11 protein-coding genes and 2 pseudogenes are annotated in these 18,809 nt (G+C 63.6%); 5 read left to right on the forward strand and 8 right to left on the reverse strand.

Annotated elements, in window-relative coordinates; all coding sequences use genetic code 11:
• Positions 1-189: 189 nt before the first annotated feature.
• Both ACT53M_RS06920 and ACT53M_RS06925 read left to right on the forward strand, forming a co-directional pair.
• On the forward strand, positions 190-2,487 hold the full coding sequence (locus tag ACT53M_RS06920) for a TonB-dependent receptor (RefSeq protein WP_476232298.1): 2,298 nt from the start codon (positions 190-192) through the stop codon (positions 2,485-2,487).
• Positions 2,488-2,532: 45 nt separating this feature from the next.
• Complete coding sequence (locus tag ACT53M_RS06925; RefSeq protein ID WP_476232299.1) at positions 2,533-3,246, forward strand: alpha/beta fold hydrolase; 714 nt, start codon at positions 2,533-2,535, stop codon at positions 3,244-3,246.
• A gap of 74 nt (positions 3,247-3,320) precedes the next feature.
• On the opposite strand, the gene ACT53M_RS06930 is transcribed toward ACT53M_RS06925, so the two are convergent.
• The 4 genes from ACT53M_RS06930 to ACT53M_RS06945 all read right to left on the reverse strand — a co-directional run bounded on the left by ACT53M_RS06930 (position 3,321) and on the right by ACT53M_RS06945 (position 9,391).
• Positions 3,321-5,672 carry a TonB-dependent receptor gene (locus ACT53M_RS06930; protein WP_476232301.1) on the reverse strand — a complete coding sequence of 784 codons (2,352 nt, stop codon included), beginning with the start codon at positions 5,670-5,672 and terminating at the stop codon, positions 3,321-3,323.
• 70 nt (positions 5,673-5,742) lie between these two features.
• Positions 5,743-6,822: a Zn-dependent alcohol dehydrogenase gene (locus ACT53M_RS06935; RefSeq protein WP_476232302.1), complete on the reverse strand. Its 1,080-nt coding sequence runs from the start codon at positions 6,820-6,822 to the stop codon at positions 5,743-5,745.
• A gap of 70 nt (positions 6,823-6,892) precedes the next feature.
• Positions 6,893-8,296: an aldehyde dehydrogenase family protein gene (locus tag ACT53M_RS06940; RefSeq protein WP_476232304.1), complete on the reverse strand. Its 1,404-nt coding sequence runs from the start codon at positions 8,294-8,296 to the stop codon at positions 6,893-6,895.
• Positions 8,297-8,761: 465 nt separating this feature from the next.
• Positions 8,762-9,391 carry a TetR/AcrR family transcriptional regulator gene (locus ACT53M_RS06945; RefSeq protein WP_476232305.1) on the reverse strand — a complete coding sequence of 210 codons (630 nt, stop codon included), beginning with the start codon at positions 9,389-9,391 and terminating at the stop codon, positions 8,762-8,764.
• A 394-nt stretch (positions 9,392-9,785) separates the two neighbouring features.
• Here ACT53M_RS06945 and bktB point away from each other — a divergent pair, with 394 nt between their 5' ends.
• Positions 9,786-10,964, forward strand: coding sequence for a beta-ketothiolase BktB (gene bktB, locus ACT53M_RS06950; protein WP_476232306.1), 1,179 nt, complete (start codon positions 9,786-9,788; stop codon positions 10,962-10,964).
• Positions 10,965-11,069: 105 nt separating this feature from the next.
• Here the strand turns inward: bktB and ACT53M_RS06955 are convergent, their stop codons facing one another.
• Together ACT53M_RS06955 and ACT53M_RS06960 are read right to left on the reverse strand one after the other, a co-directional pair.
• Positions 11,070-12,320: an MFS transporter gene (locus tag ACT53M_RS06955; RefSeq protein ID WP_476232308.1), complete on the reverse strand. Its 1,251-nt coding sequence runs from the start codon at positions 12,318-12,320 to the stop codon at positions 11,070-11,072.
• A gap of 263 nt (positions 12,321-12,583) precedes the next feature.
• Positions 12,584-13,363: a thioesterase family protein gene (locus ACT53M_RS06960; protein WP_476232309.1), complete on the reverse strand. Its 780-nt coding sequence runs from the start codon at positions 13,361-13,363 to the stop codon at positions 12,584-12,586.
• Positions 13,364-13,612: 249 nt separating this feature from the next.
• Between ACT53M_RS06960 and ACT53M_RS06965 the strand changes: the two genes are divergently transcribed.
• Entirely contained in the window at positions 13,613-16,195 is a 2,583-nt protein-coding gene (locus ACT53M_RS06965; RefSeq protein ID WP_476232311.1) for a TonB-dependent receptor, read from the forward strand.
• Between the two features lie 261 nt (positions 16,196-16,456).
• Here ACT53M_RS06965 and ACT53M_RS06970 read toward each other — a convergent pair.
• Both ACT53M_RS06970 and ACT53M_RS06975 read right to left on the reverse strand, forming a co-directional pair.
• A pseudogene (locus tag ACT53M_RS06970) lies at positions 16,457-17,191 on the reverse strand (IS5 family transposase).
• 151 nt (positions 17,192-17,342) lie between these two features.
• Positions 17,343-17,462: pseudogene (locus ACT53M_RS06975) on the reverse strand (transposase); the annotation flags it as partial.
• Positions 17,463-17,711: 249 nt separating this feature from the next.
• On the opposite strand from ACT53M_RS06975, the gene ACT53M_RS06980 reads away from it, so the two are divergent.
• Positions 17,712-18,689: a LysR substrate-binding domain-containing protein gene (locus ACT53M_RS06980; RefSeq protein WP_476232312.1), complete on the forward strand. Its 978-nt coding sequence runs from the start codon at positions 17,712-17,714 to the stop codon at positions 18,687-18,689.
• The last annotated feature ends 120 nt before the right edge of the window (positions 18,690-18,809 follow it).

Consider the following 18,809-nt stretch of genomic DNA (forward strand, 5'->3'; position numbering starts at 1 on the left):
CGGTCCCGTTCGCGCAGGCGCACGCGCGATCATGCTCCAAATCGCCGCCGATACAAGGCTCCCCCTGCATCGGCGATGGTCTTGCATTTTCGGACAATCGCCATCGCAAATGGGCAAGATACCATCGACATCCTGCCGCAAGGTCGATCGGTGGCGGCCGCAAAGAGCCGCATCGTTGGGAAGGATAGCATGAAAAACTGGATCATCGGCATTTCGCTGAACGCCCTAGGCGTAGCGCTGTTGCCCGCCCCGGTTGCGGCGCAAACTGCGGAGAAGCCCGACAGCCCGGCCGCGGATGCCGGCATCACCGACATCGTCGTCACGGCGCGCAAGAGCGACGAGCGGCTCCAGACGGTGCCCATCACCATCAATGCCATTTCCGGGGACGATCTGGAGAAGAAGCGAATCCAGACGGTCACCGACATCCAGTTCTACGCCCCCGGCGTGGTGATCAATCCCGAAGCGCAGGGCGGCGCCCCCGATTTTTCCATTCGCGGCGCGCGGCAGAACGGCGTCGTCAGTTCCCAGGGCGGGGTGGCCACCTATCTCGGCTATGTTCCGATCCCGTCGACCTATTCCGTCGCCTATGCCGCCTATGATCTTCAGAACGTGCAGGTCCTGAAGGGGCCGCAAGGCACGTTGTTCGGAAAGAACACCACTGGCGGCGCGGTCATCTTCCTACCCAATGACCCCACGGACGTTTTCGCGGGCGGCCTCAAGGCCGGCTATGGCAACTATCATCGCAGCGAAATGGAAGGCTTTCTGAACGTACCGGTGTCGGACCGGCTCGCGCTACGGATTTCCGGCAACTGGGTAGATCGTGACGGCTTCACCAAGAATCTGGTAGGGCCGGACCTCGATGCCGAGCGCCATTGGTCAGCACGCGGGATTGTCCGCTGGTCGCCCGTCGATGCGATCACCAACACGACGATGGTCGACTATGTCAAAGTCTACCAGACGCCGAATACCGGCAAGCTGGTCGCCTTTGGCGGCAGCTGCTATCTCTATTCGAATTGCACGACGCTGGGCACGCGCGAATTGGCACTCGGTTCGCGCGAGACCTACATGCCCGAAAATCTCTACCAGAACGCCAAGAATCTGGGCATCACCAACACGACGACGATCGATCTTGGCGGCCCCACGCTCCGCAACGTCTTCGGCTATCGCCACGACCAGTTCGATGACAATGCGAACTATGCCGGGCTGCCTCTTCCCCTGCTCAACATCGCGAACTTCAATCGTACCCACCAGTACACGAACGAACTGACGCTGCAGGGAAAGCGCCTGTTTGACAGGATTGATTACACCATCGGCCTCTACTATTCGCAGAACAACTTCTTCCAGGGCAGCCATATCGATGTTCTCGCGCTGACGCCGACGGGCGGTCTGCCGCCCTTCCTGCGCATCAGCCCGAGCAACATCCGGAATACCTTCCGCACCCGCGAGGAAGCGGTGTTCGGACAAGCCAATTACCACTTCACCGATCGTCTGACCCTCACGGCGGGCGCCCGCTATTCCTCCTCCAAGCTGCGCGTGACCGGGCAGACCTATAGTGGCACGGTTTCGCCCACGGACAACAGCCCCGCCTGCGCGAATGCGCTGTTCTACAACCCCGCAACCCAGACGTTCGACCCGGCGACGTGCACGTTGCGCGGCGCCACCCAGTCGAACCTGTTCACCTACAATGCCGCGCTCAGTTTCCAAATCACGTCCACCGCGCTGATCTTCGTCAACGCGGGGCGGGGCGCGCAGGCGGGGGGCATCAACCTGCGCGTGATCGAGCCCGCCTATCAGGTCTACAAACCGGAGCGGGTGAACAACTACGAGGCGGGCGCGAAGGTGGACTGGAAGCTTTTCGGACGCCCGATTCGGACCAATCTCACGCTGTTCTACGCCCAATATGAAAATCAGCAGCGCGTGGAGAACGGAACCTATATCGTCCCGCAGGGGCAGACTTTCATCGCCACGTTCAACGCGGCCTCTTCGACCAATTATGGCGCCGAGGCGGAGATCAACTATCGCCCCGCGACGCGCGTCGAACTGTCCGGATTCTATTCCTTTATCCACGCGCGGTACGATCGCTTCCGGTCGCCCCAGCTCAACGCGATCGGCTTCCAGACGGGCGAAGACCTTTCCGGTCTGGCGATCGCAGCGACGCCGACACATACCGCGAACATCACCGCGAGCTACACCGCACCGGTCAACCGCGGATCGGCAAAATTCTCGGCCACAGGCTATTATCGGTCCGGGGCGTATACTCAGGACATCCTCCAGAACAGCAATACCTACATCCCGCAATATGCGCTGCTCAATGCGCGAATTGATCTGATCGGCGCACTTCCGGTCAACATAGGCTTCTGGATGAACAATGCTTTGAACAAGCAGTACAAACTGCTTGGCCAGGACAACCTGACATCGACGGGATATGTCACCTATGTCTATGGCGCACCGCGAACCTTCGGCGCCGACGTCTCCTTCAAATTTTAAGCATGGCCGGACAATTTCCGAAATATCGGGGGAGTTAGGGATAATATGACGGCGCAACCTGGCAATATCGTGCTCGTGCACGGTGCCTATCATGGCGGCTGGTGCTGGCGACGCGTGGCGGACCGGCTGCAACGGCGCGGCCATCGCGTCTTCACGCCGACGCTCACTGGCCTGGCCGATCGCGCGCACCTGTTGCGCCCGGACGTCACGCTTTCCACGCACGTTAAGGACGTGGTGAACCTCCTTCTTTGGGAGGATCTGGAGGACGTGGTGCTGTGCGGGCACTCCTATGGCGGCATGGTGATCACCGGCGTTGCCGAGCAATTGGCGCAGCGCATCCGCACCATCGTCTATCTGGATGCGCTGAAACCCGAAGCTGGGCAGTGTCTGCTCGACTATGCCGACCCGGCGGCGCGGCCCCATATGGAGGCGGCGGTGCGAGCCGGGCCGCTGCGCCCGTTGGCAGCCACCGCCTTCAACGTCAACGAAGCGGACCTGGCCTGGGTCGATGCGAAGATGACGCCGCATCCGCCGTTGACCTTCACCGAGAGTCTGCCGTCCGTCCACGGACGGGAGTCCATCGCCCGGAAGATCTATGTCTATGCCACAGGCTATGACTCGCGCCTGTTCCGGAAATTCGCCGAAGAAGCGGCCCGCGATCCCTCGTGGCAGTGCCTCGGCATGCAGGGCGGGCATGATCTGATGATTGACTCGCCCGACGACGTCGCCGCAATACTGGACGGCGCAGCATCGGATTAAGGGCAACCGTGAAAAATAACGCCGTCCTTCCCTCGGAGGGGAAGGACGGCGCTTCGGTATGGGATCGTGCGCCGTCAGAACTTGAACGTGACGTCCGCGCCGAAGGTACGGGGAGCGCCATATTGGGCGGTGGCGTAGCCGAGCGAATTGGTCAGCGTGTCGAAGCCGAACACCTTGTACAGCTTATTGGTGACGTTGTTCATCCACAGCCCGATATCGACAGGGGCGAGCTTCAGCACATCGATCCGGGCGTTGAGCAGCGTATAGCCCGGCAGGCGGGTGTAGGAGGTCTGGACGAGATCGTTGGCGTAGGTGCTCGAACGATAATAGCCGCTTAGCGATCCGCGGATCTTGCCGTGCGACCCGACCGCAACCGTATACGCGATCGTGCCACTGAGCGTCTGCTTGGGCGTGGAGGAAATGGCCGAATCGGAAAGGTTCTGCCCTCCGTTCACGCCAATGGGGGGGCTGAGAAAATTGTCGTACTTGGCGTGGATATAGGAGTAGAACCCCGACAGCTCGAGCGCTGGCGTCGGCAGATAGTTTACCTCTAGCTCGGCGCCATAAATGGTCGATTTCGCCGCATTGAACGTTGCGATGAACGTCCTGCCCCCGGGCAGCGTATCGTTGATGACGCGCTGCTGGTTGTCATATTTGGACAGGAACACCGAGAGGTTGGTACGGATCGGCCGCCCGCCGAGATGCCAGTCGGACTTCACGCCCGTCTCGTAGCTCGTCACCGTCTCAGCCGCGTAGGACTGGTACTGCGCCATCGGGATCTGGGTGTTGAAGCCGCCCGCCTGGAATCCGCGGCCGACGCTGGCATAGAGCAGCGTCGTGGGCTGCACCTGGTAGTTGAGGCTGACGTTCCAGGTGACGGGATCGAAATCCTGCTCACGCCGGACGACACAGGCGGCGCTGTCGAGCCCCGGATTGCCGGCGAAGAATTCCGAGGTCTGGCAGCGCAGCGCGTTGTTGGTCGGCGAAATCGTGCCCATGAACTGCTGCGTGATCGCGCGCTGATGCTCGTGCGTGTAGCGCGTGCCCGCGGTGATCGTGAAACGGTCAGTCACATGGTAGTTGAGCTGGCCGAACACCGCCTTTTGCTGGGTGTAGAAGGTGTTGTTCGCTATCGACGGCGAAGCGCCGAAATAGGAGGGCAGCCCGCCCGTCACCGCACCGGCGGCATTGAATTGCAGGTCGAAGACGCCGACGTTGAAGTGCTGGTCGAACCGGCTGTCCGAATAATAGAAGCCAAGCGTATAATCGAGCTTGTCGTCGAACAACTTGCCGATGAAATCCAGCTCGTTGATGACGGATCGACCACGAGTATGGTTCTCACCGCTCAGCACCGGTACCGTTGACAACCCGTCATTGTCTTCCAGATCGTCGTTCTTGTTGCGCTGATAGCTGAAGATGTTGCGGATCGTCAGCGGGCCAAGATCATAGGTTGCGGTGTCGGCGAGGCCCCAGTTCTGCGACCGTTCGAACTGCGCGTTGACGAAATCGACCTTACGCGCGCCGAGGCTCTGCTGCTCGGCAAGGGCCGACGCGCAATTGGCATAGAGCAGCGTGCAAGGCGCGGCGACCGCGACGGTGATGCCCTTGATCGGATTGTTGTGGATATGGGTATATTCGGCGACCAGATCATTGGTGAACTGGTCGGTTGGCGACCAGCGCAGGATCGCGCGCCCGGATTCGTGGCGCTCATTGTCGAGGCTGGAGGGACCGCTTCCGGTGGTCGCCACATTTTCGGTATAGCCATCGCGGCGGACAAAGCTGCCGGAGACGCGCGCGACCAGCGTCTCCGTGAGCGGCACGTTCAGCATGCCAGTCAGTTCGGTGCGGTTGTAGTTGCCGTAGCTGCCGGTAACGAAGCCTTCGAATTGCTGCGTCGGCTTGTTCGGCGCGAAGATGATCGCACCGCCGGTAGTATTCTTGCCGAACAGCGTTCCTTGCGGCCCCTTCAGCACCTGGATCGACTGCATGTCGTAGGTCGAATAGGCGATGGCGTTGGTCGACAGCAGCGGGGTATAGTCCATGTATACCGCAACACCGCCCTGGCTGCCGATGGCGCCCTGCTGGCGCGTGCCGCGGATCGCAAAGTCCGGCTGTCCACCCTGCGGCTCCGGCGATTGCACCAGGCCGGCAACGTGGAACTGGACATCGTTGGTGGTCTGGATGGTCTGTTGCCGGATCCCTTCCGAGCTGAGCGCGGTTACCGTGATCGGCACCCGTTGCAGCTTCTCCTCGGTCTTGCGTGCGGTCACGACGATGTCGGCGATGCCATCGGCCTGCGACGCGGGAGGCGCCTTACCGGCATCCTGGGCTTTGACGGCGCCACTCGCCGGCGGACTGTCCTGCCCGAAGGCCGGGCTCGCGATACCGATGGCCGCAACGCCGGCCATCCATAGCCATTTCTGCATCCCACTCTCCAAATATGATTGTTTGTTGTTGATTGCTTGTCGTCGTTGATCCGACGCTGGCGCGTTCCGCTCAGTCCATCAGGATCACCGATCGTGCGCTCGCGCCGCCCCGCAGTTCGTCGAAGGCGGTCTCGATCTCGTCGAGGCGGATGTGATGCGAGACGAGCTCGTCGAGCTTGAGCCGTCCCTGAAGGTAGAACTCCACATAGCGCGGGATATCGACCGGGAAGTGATTGGATCCCATGTTCGAACCCTGCAGGCGGCGTTCCTGCAACAGCGCCAGCCCGTCGATCTCAACCTTGGCGCCGATCGGCATCATCCCGCACACGGTGGCCGTGCCGCCGGCGCGGAGCATGTAGAAGGCGGCCGCGACCGTCTGCGGCAAGCCGATCGCCTCGATCGCATGGTCGACACCGCCGGCGGTCATCTCCAGCACTTCGCCGACCATATTGTCCGATGCGACGACGATATCGGTGGCGCCGAACCGGCGCGCGAGTTCGCACTTGGCCGGCTGCCGATCGATCGCGATGATCCGGCCCGCACCCGCCAGCGCGGCACCGTTGACCGCCGACAGGCCGACGCCGCCGCAGCCGATAACCGCCACCGTCTGCCCGGGCCGGATGCCCGCGGTGTTGATCGCGGCCCCCGCCCCCGTCGTCACCGCGCAGCCGAGCACCGCGGCGCGATCGAAGGGCATGTCACGCGAGATGGCGACGCACGCATTCTCGTGCACCAGCGACTCCTCGGCGAAGGAGGACAGGTTGACGAACTGGTGGATCACTTCCCCGCCCTGCGAGAGCCGCGGCGGCGCCTCGGGCGGTCGCAGCGTTTCGCCCGTATTGCAGTTCACCAGCCGCCCGGTGACACAGTTCGGGCAATGCCCGCAAAAGGCGGACAGGCAGGTGACGACATGGTCGCCCGGCTTCACCGAGCGAACCTCCGAGCCGACAGCCAGCACGATGCCGGCCGCCTCATGGCCCAGGACGGCGGGCAGCGGATAGGGAACCGCCCCCTCGGCGAAGTGCAGATCGGAGTGGCAGACGCCGACGGCACGATTGGCGATGCGGACTTCACGCGGTCTGACATCGGCGAGGGTGACATCCTCGATCGACAGCGGCTTGCCGATTTCGCGCAGGACAGCGGCCTTCATCGGGCGGTCTCCGCGGTCGGCGTGGGAGAAAGGGTCATGGCAACAGCTTCCTGATGGGTGGGATCGATTGTCATTTCGCGATGTTCACGACATGCGCCTGGGTGAATTCGCGCAGCCCCTCGACGCCGAATTCGACGCCTATTCCCGAGGCCTTGGCGCCGCCGAACTGGACGGTGGGGCCATAGTCTAGATGCTTGTTGACCCAGGCAGTGCCGCTATCCAGCCGCGCCGCGATGGCGGCCGCCCGCTTGGGATCGGAGGACCAGACAGATCCGCCCAGGCCGTAGGGAGAGGCGTTGGCGCGGCGCAGCGCGTCTTCCGCATCCTGTACCCGGATGACCGGCAGCACCGGGCCGAACTGCTCCTCGTCGACGAGGCGCGCGCCATCCTCGATGTCGCGAACCACCGTCAGGGGGATGAAATAGCCAGGCCCTTCGGGAACGTCACCGCCGGCGACCACGGTACCCTGCTCGCGCGCGTCGTCGAGCAGCGCGCGTACGCGGCGATACTGGTCCCGATTCTGCACCGGCCCGAACTGGACGCCCTGTTCGAGCCCGTTGCCGACCACCGCGTCGCGGGCAAGCGCCGCCAGGCCATCGACGATCGCGTCGTACGCTTCACTTTCCACGTACACGCGCTTGATCGCGCTGCACACCTGGCCGCTGTTGATGAACGCGCTCTGGAACAGCGCCGGCACGACCTTGTCGGGCTCGACATCGTTCAACACGATCGCGGCGTCGTTGCCGCCCAGTTCCAGGGTGATCCGCTTCAGGTCGTCGGCGGCGGTCGCCATGACCTTGCGGCCGGTTGCCGAAGAGCCGGTGAAGGAGATTTTGCGCACGTCCGGATGGCCGGTCAGGACATTGCCCAGATCATTGGCATCGGCCACAATGTTGAGCACGCCGGCGGGCACCAGATCCCACACCAGCGCCCCCAGCCTCAGGGTGGTCAGGGGCGTCGTCGCAGCGGGCTTGGCGACCACGGTGTTGCCGGTGATCAGCGCCGCGCCGATCTTGGTGGCGACCATCACCAACGGGAAGTTCCACGGGACGATCGCCGCGACCACACCGAGCGGGCGCCGGTGAATCTCGACACGGCGCTGCGGCCCGTCCTCGATTTCCTCCACGGGCAATTCCACGCTGGCATAATAGCGCAGCATGCCGACCGCACCTGCGACTTCCCATTGCGCCTGCGGGATCGGCTTGCCCTGCTCGAGCGTGAGCAGCCTCGCCAGTTCGTCGCGGCCGGCCTCGATCGCATCCGCAATCGCGGTGATCACGGCTGCACGTTCGGCAAAGGAACGGGCGGCCCATGCCGGGAACGCCCGCTTCGCGGCGGCGACCGCGGCACCGATCTGTGCGGTATCCGCCCGCGCCGCCGCCGCCACCACTTGTTCGGTCGCCGGGTTCAACACGGGAAGGTCGGCGGCCCCGGCAACCAGGGCGCCGTCGATCAGCATCGGAAAATCAGACATGCAAACTCCCATCTGCCCAGCCACGCGCTGACCAGGCGGTTCAGGTTCGAAAAATTGGTTGGATGGCCGACACTCGGCTCCAGTCATGTCGCGCGACGTCGCTGAAAGGAGGCGCTTCCGCCCTCTTCCTCTCCCGTCCTGCGGTCAGCGTGGGCGTCGCATCGGCCCTAGTCGCGGCTGCACGGTACAGACGAAACGCGGTTCGCCGGCAATTGCATCATGCAATCAAGAATATGCGGTTCGCTCGCCGGGGAGTGTCGAAGGCATTGGAAAAGAAGCACCGATGCGTGGGCGCACAAAGATCTTGCGCACTACGCTTTCATTCGCTGGCACGACGGCCGGCACATGCACCCGGTCCTGGACCACGCCCATCACACCCTCGCCTCACGTTTCGATTTCTTGTTACGATACTTGTTAGTATCAATTAGCGAACGAGGCAAGGGTCGGGCATCGTGCAGAGGCGCATCAGCTTGCGGGCACGCTCGCGATTCCAGCGCCCGCGAGGAATAATTTGGCCGCATCATCGGCCCATTCGAACGTATCCGCCTCGGGCGACCCCAGCAATTTCAGAAATCCGCCGGTAGTCATCGTCATTAATAGCTTCGCATGCCGCATCGCATGCTCGAACGAAATCGGCACGGGGGTAACATGCTGCAAGTAAAGTGCGATTGGCTGCATGACCGACTCTACCCGCTCCAGCATTTTTTTCGGTAAACCCGGAAACCGGCGAGCCTCAGCGATTCCGAGCCGCAGCATCTCCATTACCTCACCAGAGGAGGTCTCGCGGCCAATTTGTGCGATTTTCCGAATGGTTTCTTGCGGAGAATCACCCTCATCGATTATTTTCTGGTAGATGGAAGTGATCTGAACAACAGATTCGGATAAGGCAAGGTTGAATAGCGATTCCTTGTCCCCGATCTGCCGATAGATCGTCATCTTGCTAATTCCGCACTCGGAAGCAATCCGGTCAAGATTGGCACCGGCAAATCCATGCTGAAGAAATTCGGCGTAGGATATTTTCAACAAAAGGGATCGGCGGCGCTTTGCCTCTTCCGCACCTATCCGCCCCGATCGCAATTTCGATCTGGCTTCCATCCATTACACCCCTTTTGCTGCAAGCAATGCACGTTCCCCATGCGCCCCCGGGGACAGCAGCATCACCGCCTCCACATATGTGATGCCCGCTGCGCGTGCCAAGCCCCGCCGGCATAACCGCCCGATCGTGGCCTGATCCGCCGCTTCCATGAGTCGCCCCGGGCGATCCGGAAAGCCGGGATTACCCGTACGGACCCGGCTCGCGGCAGATCCTTCACAAGCGTGATGGCGCAGGTGCTTCCATTGCCGGAACCTCCCTTGGAAGGAATAGCCGGCCATGACAGCCCGGCGCTGCGCATCGACCTCGCTCTCCCTGCGTGCGGACCTCGTGCCGAGCAGGACCAGGCCGACGGGCGCAGTTCGGCGCGATCGGCAGATGCGGGAGTTCGTGACGATGAGCGATGTTTTCTTGATTTCTGGTGCGCGGACTGCGGTAGGAAGCTTCGGCGGATCGCTGAAGGACGTCTCGGCCGCCACGCTCGGCGAAATCGTCATCCGCGAGGCGCTGGCGCGCGCCAGTCTCGCGCCGGAAACGGTCGGGCACGTCGTGCTGGGCAACGTCATTCCCTCCACGCCCGCCGACGCCTATATCGCGCGGGTCGCCGCGGTAAACGCCGGCGTGCCGGTAACCACCCCCGCGCTGACGGTAAATCGCCTGTGCGGCTCGGGCCTGCAGGCGATCGTCTCCGCGGCCCAGGGAATCCTGCTGGGCGAATATGAAGTCGCCGTCGGCGGCGGCGCGGAGAATATGAGCCAGGCGCCCTTTTATGTGACGGACCTGCGGTTCGGCCGCAAAATGGGCGACGCGGCGATGCTCGACGCACTGACGCGCTCGCTCTCGGACCCGTTCGAGGGATCGCACATGGGCGTGACCGCGGAAAACGTCGCCGTGCAATGCGGCATCGCGCGCGAGGCGCAGGACGCGCTGGCGATCGAGAGCCACCGGCGCGCCGCACACGCCATCGCCGAGGGGCGCTTCGCCACGCAGATCGTGCCGGTACCGGTCCGCCGGCGCGGCGAGACGACGCTGTTCGACACGGACGAGCATGTCCGCGGCGACACCTCGCTGGAGGATCTCGCCCGGCTGCGCCCGGTGTTCCGCAAGGACGGCAGCGTGACTGCCGGCAACGCCTCCGGCATCAACGATGGCGCAGCGGCCGTCGTGCTCGCCTCGCGCGCTGCCGCCGATCGGCTGGGCCTCCAGCCCTGGGCGCGCATTCTCGGCTGGGGCCATGCCGGCGTCGAACCCAGCGTCATGGGGCTGGGGCCGGTGCAGGCGGTGCCGATCGCCCTGGCGCGGGCGGGCGTGGCGCTCGACGCCATCGACGTGATCGAATCCAACGAAGCCTTCGCAGCCCAGGCGTGCGCGGTCGCGTCCCAGCTCGGCTTCGATCCGGCCCGCACGAACATCAACGGCTCGGGCATCGCGCTCGGCCATCCCGTGGGGGCAACCGGCGCCATCCTGACGGTCAAGACGCTCTATGAACTGGAACGCAGCGGCGGCAGGCTCGGCCTGATCACGATGTGCATCGGCGGCGGACAGGGAATCGCCATGGTGATCCAGCGACTCTGATTCCGCTGCTCGAGAGGCGGCACGCTGACCGGGCGTGCCGCCGGGAGACGGGCCACCGATCGTGCCTGGTGCGCCCCGCTGGCGATGGCAGGCTGGCAGTCTTGACTACGCCTTGCGTATCGAGGCGGCGAAACGAGGGATGGCCCGCATGCTCAAGGTGGCGATTAGCACGACGGCGCCGATCATCGCATAGGTCCGCCAGATCCACTCATACGCACCGGTGCGATCGAAGATCCAGCCCGCCAGGAGCGGCAAGGTGAAGGTCAAGGGCGTCATCGCCATGCGCGACAGGCCGAGCGCACGCCCATACACGCGCTGCTCGAACAGACGCGCGGTTATCGCCCCCCATAATGGCAGTTGCCCGCCCATGCTCAGGCCGATCAGTGTGGCGCATATCGCCCATAATCCGAACCCGCCGCGCACAAGGCCGAGCAGCCCCAGTGCGAGCGAACACAACAGGATCGCCCCGCGCAACGCCCAGCGCAAATCGACACGGTCGGCGATCATGCTGGCCAGCAACTTGCCGACCACCGCGCCTGCGCCGAAAATGGACATCAGCGTCGCCGCATCGACCGTGGAGGTGCCGCGCGAGATCGCAAAGGGCACCAGCGAGATGATGACGCCCGTGTTGACGGCGGCGAGCAGGCCTACCGCCACCGCCAGGATCCAGAATTCCCGTACCGCCAGGATTGCCATCGCCCCAGTCCGCGAGTCTGCCCGCGGTGCGGACGGCATTCGTTCGATCGCCGGCATGCCGTTCCGGGGCGTCGTCGCGAAGAACCACACCGGGACGGCAAGCGCCAGCACGCTCGACGCAAGGCCAAGATAACTTGCGCGCCAGCCATAGTGTTCGATGAGAAAGCCGGTAAGCGGCGGATAGAGGATGGACCCACTCGAAGCACCGAGCGCCGCCAATCCGATGACGAGTCCGCGACGACGGTCAAACCATTTCGACAGCAGCAGGTTCGCGAACATCACGCCCAGCAAGGTATCGGCGGCGGCGATCAACGTGCCGTAGAGCAGCACGACCTGCCACATCGAGGTGGTCAGCGACACCAGCGCCAATCCGGTTGCTGTGCCGACCGCGCCGCAGAGCAACAAGGGGCGCAAGGGATAGCGATCCGCCAGCCAGCCTATCGGGCCAGAACCAAGGCTGCTCATCAGCATGGTCAGGGTCAGCCCCAGGCTGATCAGCGTTCGGGGTGCGCCGAAGCTATGTGCGAACGGCATCGCGAACAGGCCAAAGGAATAATATACCGGCCCCGTGCTCACGCACAGCATCAGTACGCAGAATGCCAGGACCGCCCAGCCGCGATATACACCCGCAAAGCGCGGATAGGGCGCTTCACTTTCCATGGACGGCGCTCACGTCGAACATCCTTGCAGGATCGGTCGCGCCGGCATGCGCGCTGCGGCACGTTCGGATGACCCATCGCGCAATAGCCAACATGCGATCCTCCCTCGGCGGCATGGTTGCGTCGCTGCCTCGTCGCCGAAGCGCGCGCCCTGTTTCGGCCGCGGATCGACGGGTAACAGCCGGACCCCGCCCGCCACCAGAGGCAACGATATGGCACCACATCCGTGATTTCGTGGCCCCGCAACCCCGCCCGCTCCGAGCATCAGCGGTCGGCCGATCGGCGATCGATGAACAGCGTCTGCCCGGACCGCCCGTACAGACCGGCGTCGTCATACAGGGCAAGGGCCGTCATCGCGGCGCCCCGCCCCGCGCTGCAGGATTCCGCCTCCAGCAGGTGCCAGCCCGGCAGCGGTGGACGCAACAGCATGAGGTTCAGACTGACATTGGCGTACGACCATTCGCGTTTGTTCACGCCCGCCGCCAATCCGCTGGCGAAGTCGGAAAGGACAGCCGCCTGGCTCAAGGCCGATGCCCGTACCCCCGCCACGATGTCGCCGGTCATGCGCGCCCAGCCGGCGCCGCGCCCGGGCGCCGACGGGATCTCCTCGAGCAAATACGCCTCGGCGCAGGTAGCCATCGGACCTGCCGCGATCGGTTGCCATGGCGTTGTCGAGCGCGGCGACCGAGGCGTGGCCGGAACGCCATAGTCCGGCGTTTCCGCCAGTCTTGTAGAAACGACCGTCGCAGTCGCGAAGGGGCGCCCATGCTGCACCAGCGCGACTTCGTTGATCGCAAGTCGAGAACCGGTGCGGATCTGGCGATAGGAGGCCGTCATCGCCTCCATCCGGCCCGGACTCAGGATGGCGATCGACAATTGCGCGATCATCATGCCGTTCCCGCATTGCTTCTCGGCCAGGTGCGCAAGCAACCCTGCGAAGGCGGCCCCGTTCTGGTGATCCGGATGCCAAGGCCCCTGCGCTGGCGGATTGGGCAGGAAGGCCTCCCGCTCGCAACGGTACAGCGCCTGACGCAGCACCGTCACGCCCGGCAGGCCGCGCCGTGCCGTGGTCGCGGCTTGTCCCCTTCAGCCCGAACTTCCAACCTCCCGCCAGGCAGCGCCAGTGCGCAACCACCACGAACAGGCAGTGCGAAGGGATCGTGTTGCGTGGACATGCGCCTGCCCTTGAATGGTTACCCCCGCACGATGCATCGACATCGCATCGACGATGCAGCGCCGACACCGAAACAGATGCGGCGTGCGCGGGCAACGTAGGAAGAACGGACATCATGGATGTGCGGCGCGCGCGACCCTCGCCTGCGCCGCGCAAATAGCGCATCGGGTAGGTCCCGCCGTCTGCGCGCACATCTCGATCACAAGCGTGATCACACCGCGCCCACTATTGTTACGCCGAATGCGTCGTTGCACCCCGTAGCTGAGGCGGACGGAGATCCGCCCTCAAACCAATCATGGAGGGGGTGCGAGATGGCATCACGATTCGCGTTGCTTCTTTCGGCAGCCGGAAGCGGCCTTGTTCCGTTCGCGGCACAGGCACAGGCTACGAGTGTCCGTACAGCGCCGGCTTCGCCAACGCAGGAGTCTTCCGCTGCAGGGGCCGCCGATGGCGCGCAGCAAGCCCAGACCGCAACCGATGAAATTGTCGTGACAGCGCAGAAGCGGACCGAGCGGCTGGAAGATGTCCCGCTATCGGTGGCGGTCCTGACCTCCGATCGGCTCGCGGCAGCCGGCGTTTCCAACTTGCGGGATCTGGCGAACGTGACGTCCGGCTATCAGCTCGGCAACGCGGGCGTGAGCACCCAGCCGGCGATCCGCGGCATCACGACGACGCTGACCGGCAGTTTCGAGAACAACGTGGCGGTGTACATCGACGGGCTGTACCAGCCACTGCCGATCTCGCTCAACATCGACATTCCCAACATCAGCGAGGTGGAGGTACTGAAGGGCCCCCAGGGCACGCTGTACGGCCGCAACGCGACGGGCGGCGCCATGCTGCTGAACACGATCAACCCAGGGCGCGACTGGAAGGGGCGCGGCGAGCTGACCTATGCCAGCTTCAATGATCGGCGCGCCAGCGGATATGTCGCGGGGCCCGTCACCAATAGCATCGGCATCAGCCTGGCCGGCTATAGCCGCCGCAGCGACGGGTATGTGAAGCTGGCCAGCCGTACCACCCCGGGCGCGACCGATGGCAACGCGGCGCCCCTCGAGCAGGACCTGGCGCGGGTCAAGCTGCGGTACGATGCAGGCGGCGCGTTTTCTGCGAACTTGTTCTATTCCTATGCCCGCGTGCGCGACGAGCGGATGAATATCTACAGTCCGATCGAGAACACGGCACTCCTCTTCGCCAACTATCCCGCAGCCGCTACCCGGCCCACGCAGCTCGGCGTCGGGGCATATGACCCGCAGGCGGTGCTGCGCTCGCGCCAGAACGAGATCGGACTGAGCTGGCAGTTGGACACCGGCATCGGCCTGCTGCGATCGGTGACCGGATATTCGAGCATCAACGCGCACAACCTGCTGGACTTTGACGGCACCTACGCGCCGCTGACGCTGACGATCAAGGATCAACAAGAGAAGACGTTCCAGCAATCATTGGATTACGCAATCAAGGTTCGCCACGGGTTCGATCTGCTGGTCGGCGGAACCTATTTCAACGACCGCCTGGACCAAACGCTGGAGAATTTGCGCGGTCGCGACACCTCCGTATCGGCGCAGACGCCGCTGGGCCTGAGCGAGTATGTACAGACGTCGCTGGCACCGTTCCTGGGCAAGAAGCGCGCATGGGGTGCATTCGCGGAAGCAACGATACAGCCGCTGGACAAATGGACGCTGGCGTTCGGCGGGCGATATAATTCGGAGACGCAGGACGTTTCGTTACGCACCGTGTCTGCAACGCCGGCACTGGCCCGTCCGCAACGGGACGCATCCGTCACGTTCCACCGGTTCACACCGCGGGCGACGATCCGCTATGCCTTCGCGCCGCGCTCCAACGTCTATGCTAGCTATTCGCAAGGCTTCAAAAGCGGCGGCTTCGACAGTGCGCAGCCCGCATGCGTGCTGACGACACCGCAATGTTTTTTCCCGGTGAAGGAGGAAACAATCTCGGCCTTCGAGGCCGGCCTGAAGACGGTTCGATCGCATGCCCGCTTCGAACTCGCCGGCTTCCATTACAATTATCGCAACTTGCAGGTCGGACAGACGCAGGTGTTCAACGGCGCACCGGTCGTGGTGCTCGCCAACGCCCCCAAGGCACGGATTTACGGCATCGAAGGCAATGCAGAAGTCGAGCCGATCGACCATCTCACGCTTCGCGCCAGCGCAACCTGGCTGCATGCGCGCTACGGTGATAACTTCATCCTGAGCGGCCTCGGCGTCGCCAATGCGGGGCCGGGCGGCGGCATCAGCCTCACGCGTAACGCCGACCCGCTCAAGACCTATCTCAACATAACCCAGGACCAAAATCTTTCGGGTCTGCCAATGGCACGTGCGCCCGATTTCACCGGAACCGTGGGCGCAGACTACGATATCCCGGTCCGGGACGGTGGACTGCGCTTGGCGGCCAATCTCCGCTACACAAGCCGCTACGTGCTGACCAACCCGTCGGTCTGGGGTGCCAATCCGGGCGTGCCTGTCGATCGCCAGCGCGAGCAACGCTTCACCCAGGCGGGCTTCGCACTGTTGAATGCATCGGTGACATGGACCGATCCCAGCGGCCATTTCTATGGTCGCGTGTGGTCGAACAACCTCACCGATCACCGCTATCGCCTGCATTACACCGGGTCTTCGGCCTATGGCACCTACTCGCCCATGGCCGAGCCGCGCACCGTCGGCCTCACCTTGGGGGCGAAGATCTGAAAGCCATGCCGGGTTTGGCGGGGCAGGCCCGAACGGCCCGCCAAGCCCGGCCATTGCCAGAGGTTGCTGGCCCCATCGACGGAATTCTGCGGACGGATCCCGAAGCATCCGTGGCGCACACGACTTCGAACTCACAAGCGCTTCCCCTTGTAAATCCGGCGGAGAAGACGAAGGTTTCCGGAGAATTGCCCCGTCGCGTGCCCCGGAAATTTTTGGCGCGCCAAATCACTGTGATAGCATATTCCTTCCTAAGGCTGGGACTCACAAAAACCACATGACGCGGGCGGCGAGATGGATGTTGCCGAGGAAGACGGCGGCGGTGCGGTCATAGTGCGTAGCGAGGCGTCGGCAGTCCTTGAGGCGGCAGAACATGTGCTCGATGGCATTGCGCCCCTTGTAGAGGCTGCGGCTGAAACAGCTTTTCCAGCGTCGATTGGCCTGGCAGGATGTTGGGAACGGCACCCTGTTGCTCAATCAGGTCGCGGATGCGGTTGGTGTCATAGGCGCGGTCCGCATGGACGATGCAGCGCGTTGGCAGGCTGCCCAGCAATGCTTCGGCCGCTCGACAGTCCGCAACCTGACCCGGCGTCAGGTGGAAGGCGAGCAGCTCGCCTTGGGCGTTGGCAATGGCGTGGATCTTGGTGTTGCGCCCGCCGCAGCTGATGCCGATCACCTGGGCACGCCCCCCCCTTTTCCGCCTGCTGCCGACCGATGGGCTTTCACATGCGTGCTGTCGATCAGCACTTCGGCCGGTGGTCCGCCGGCAGCGGCGAGCGCTTCGAACACTGCCTGCCACACGCCCTTTTCCGACCAGCGTTTATGTCGATTGTACAGCGTCTTGTAGGGACCGTACGCGCTTGACGCATCCTTCCAGCGGCAGCCCGCCTGCAGCACGTGGACGATGCCTCTGATTACGCGACGGTCGTCCACCCGCGGCACACTTCTCGGCTTGTTGGGCAGCAGCGGCTGTAGCCGTTCCCACTGCTCGTCACTCAGCCAGAACTATCCCGGCAACTCAACCTCCACATAAACGGGGAGGGCGAATCACATTTCTCACGCCGACGGAATCCCGTTAATGGGTCCCAGCCCTAGGGTCAGGACTCCTTGATCACAGCCAGAAAATGAAGGTGGCAGCAAGAGCGACGGCGGAGAAGAAGGTCTGCTCCGCCATCCCCATCCGGCGGATCACCTCGGCAACCGGCGTGCCCGTCTCCGCCTGCTTCAGCGCAAACGCAATCTGCTCTTCCGTGTACCGCGATTTCTTCATGTCCCAGCTCCTTGCCAAAAGGCTTCAAAGGCCGGAAAACTCTCGCTCAAAACGGGCCAATAAACAGGCGGACGTCAAGCATCAAGCTGGCGGCGGGGACCGCCTCGCAATGGGTACGCCGGGCGGTGGTAGTTTTGGTACCGCCAAGGCCCCGTGGCGCCACGACTTGCGGGGAAGGCCCAGGCGCTGCACGATGGCTTCTCGATAGCCCGTCCCGCACGAACCGATGCCGGCGAAAGGGAGAACGCATTGAATCTTCCCGACCAGAACCCGGCCCCGCATCAGGTGGGCCCCCGGCTGCGCCGCCTGAACATCAACCTGCTCTATGCGCTCGATGCGGTGCTGCGGTCGCATACGCTTACCGCCGCCGCCCATTCGATCGCGCTCAGTCAGCCGGCCATGAGCGCGAAGCTGCGTCAGTTGCGCCAGCATTTCGGCGATGAACTGGTAGTCTATGGCGAGCGCCGGCGTCTGACCGCGCTGGGCGAGGCGCTGCTGCCGCGCACGGGACGGCTGCTGCGCGAAGTGGACGACACGTTCAACCTGACGCTCGATTTCGATCCGGCCACGGCCACCCAAACCGTGACGATCACCGCCCCCGAAGCCATCGAGCTAATGTTTCTGGGCCGAGTGATTCCCGACATTCGCGCTAGGGCGCCGGGTATCAAGATCAGGATGCTGCCCTTCGTGCACGGTTCTGCGCGGCGCCTGTTCGATTCGGGCGCCGATGTTGCAATCTTACCCGAGGCCATGGTCGATGATGGGCTATGCGCAGAGCCCCTGTTTCGCCAGCGGCTGACCGGACTGGTTTGCAGCCGCCACCCCTTTGCGGGTCAGGTCGTGTCGGAGGATGCGTATCTTGCTGCGCAGCACGTGGCCGTCTCCGAAGAAATCGAGAAGGCTATGTTTGGCGAATATGGCCCAGAGCACGTCTTGGCCCGGCGGACCGTTGCTGTGCGCACCAGCCTCTATTCGATGCTGCCGCTCCTCGCACTCGGCTCCGATCTGGTGGTGACCACCAGCGACTGGTTTGCGCAGCACAATGCAGCCAACCTGTCGATGAGCCTCGCGGAACTACCGTTCCTGAAGCTGTCGTCGCAGGCCGTAGCACAGTGGCAACCGTATCGCGCGCGCGAGCCGATGATCAAGTGGCTGGTCGAGGAATTGAAGCGGGGCTGGCAGGCAATCGCCCGTCCGGTGGCATCCAGGAATCAGATGGCTACATAAGATTTTACAATTTGATGACTTCCCGGCTTCCGCGCAGTCTCAACCCACGGTCGAGCCGAGCCAGCGCAACGGGGAAATCCCGCAAAAGACGATGGCCATCGACCCCGCAGAAGAACCTTC

The organism is Sphingomonas sp. DMC6 (assembly GCF_056314225.1).

What these genes read in the sequence shown, in the direction of transcription:
- bktB (WP_476232306.1), top strand. Translation starts at nt 9,786, where the DNA reads ATGAGCGATGTTTTCTTGATTTCTGGTGCGCGGACTGCGGTAGGAAGC.
- ACT53M_RS06920 (WP_476232298.1), top strand. Translation starts at nt 190, where the DNA reads ATGAAAAACTGGATCATCGGCATTTCGCTGAACGCCCTAGGCGTAGCG.
- ACT53M_RS06940 (WP_476232304.1), bottom strand. Translation starts at nt 8,296, where the DNA reads ATGTCTGATTTTCCGATGCTGATCGACGGCGCCCTGGTTGCCGGGGCC.
- ACT53M_RS06935 (WP_476232302.1), bottom strand. Translation starts at nt 6,822, where the DNA reads ATGAAGGCCGCTGTCCTGCGCGAAATCGGCAAGCCGCTGTCGATCGAG.
- ACT53M_RS06955 (WP_476232308.1), bottom strand. Translation starts at nt 12,320, where the DNA reads ATGGAAAGTGAAGCGCCCTATCCGCGCTTTGCGGGTGTATATCGCGGC.
- ACT53M_RS06965 (WP_476232311.1), top strand. Translation starts at nt 13,613, where the DNA reads ATGTGCGGCGCGCGCGACCCTCGCCTGCGCCGCGCAAATAGCGCATCG.
- ACT53M_RS06945 (WP_476232305.1), bottom strand. Translation starts at nt 9,391, where the DNA reads ATGGAAGCCAGATCGAAATTGCGATCGGGGCGGATAGGTGCGGAAGAG.
- ACT53M_RS06925 (WP_476232299.1), top strand. Translation starts at nt 2,533, where the DNA reads ATGACGGCGCAACCTGGCAATATCGTGCTCGTGCACGGTGCCTATCAT.
- ACT53M_RS06930 (WP_476232301.1), bottom strand. Translation starts at nt 5,672, where the DNA reads ATGCAGAAATGGCTATGGATGGCCGGCGTTGCGGCCATCGGTATCGCG.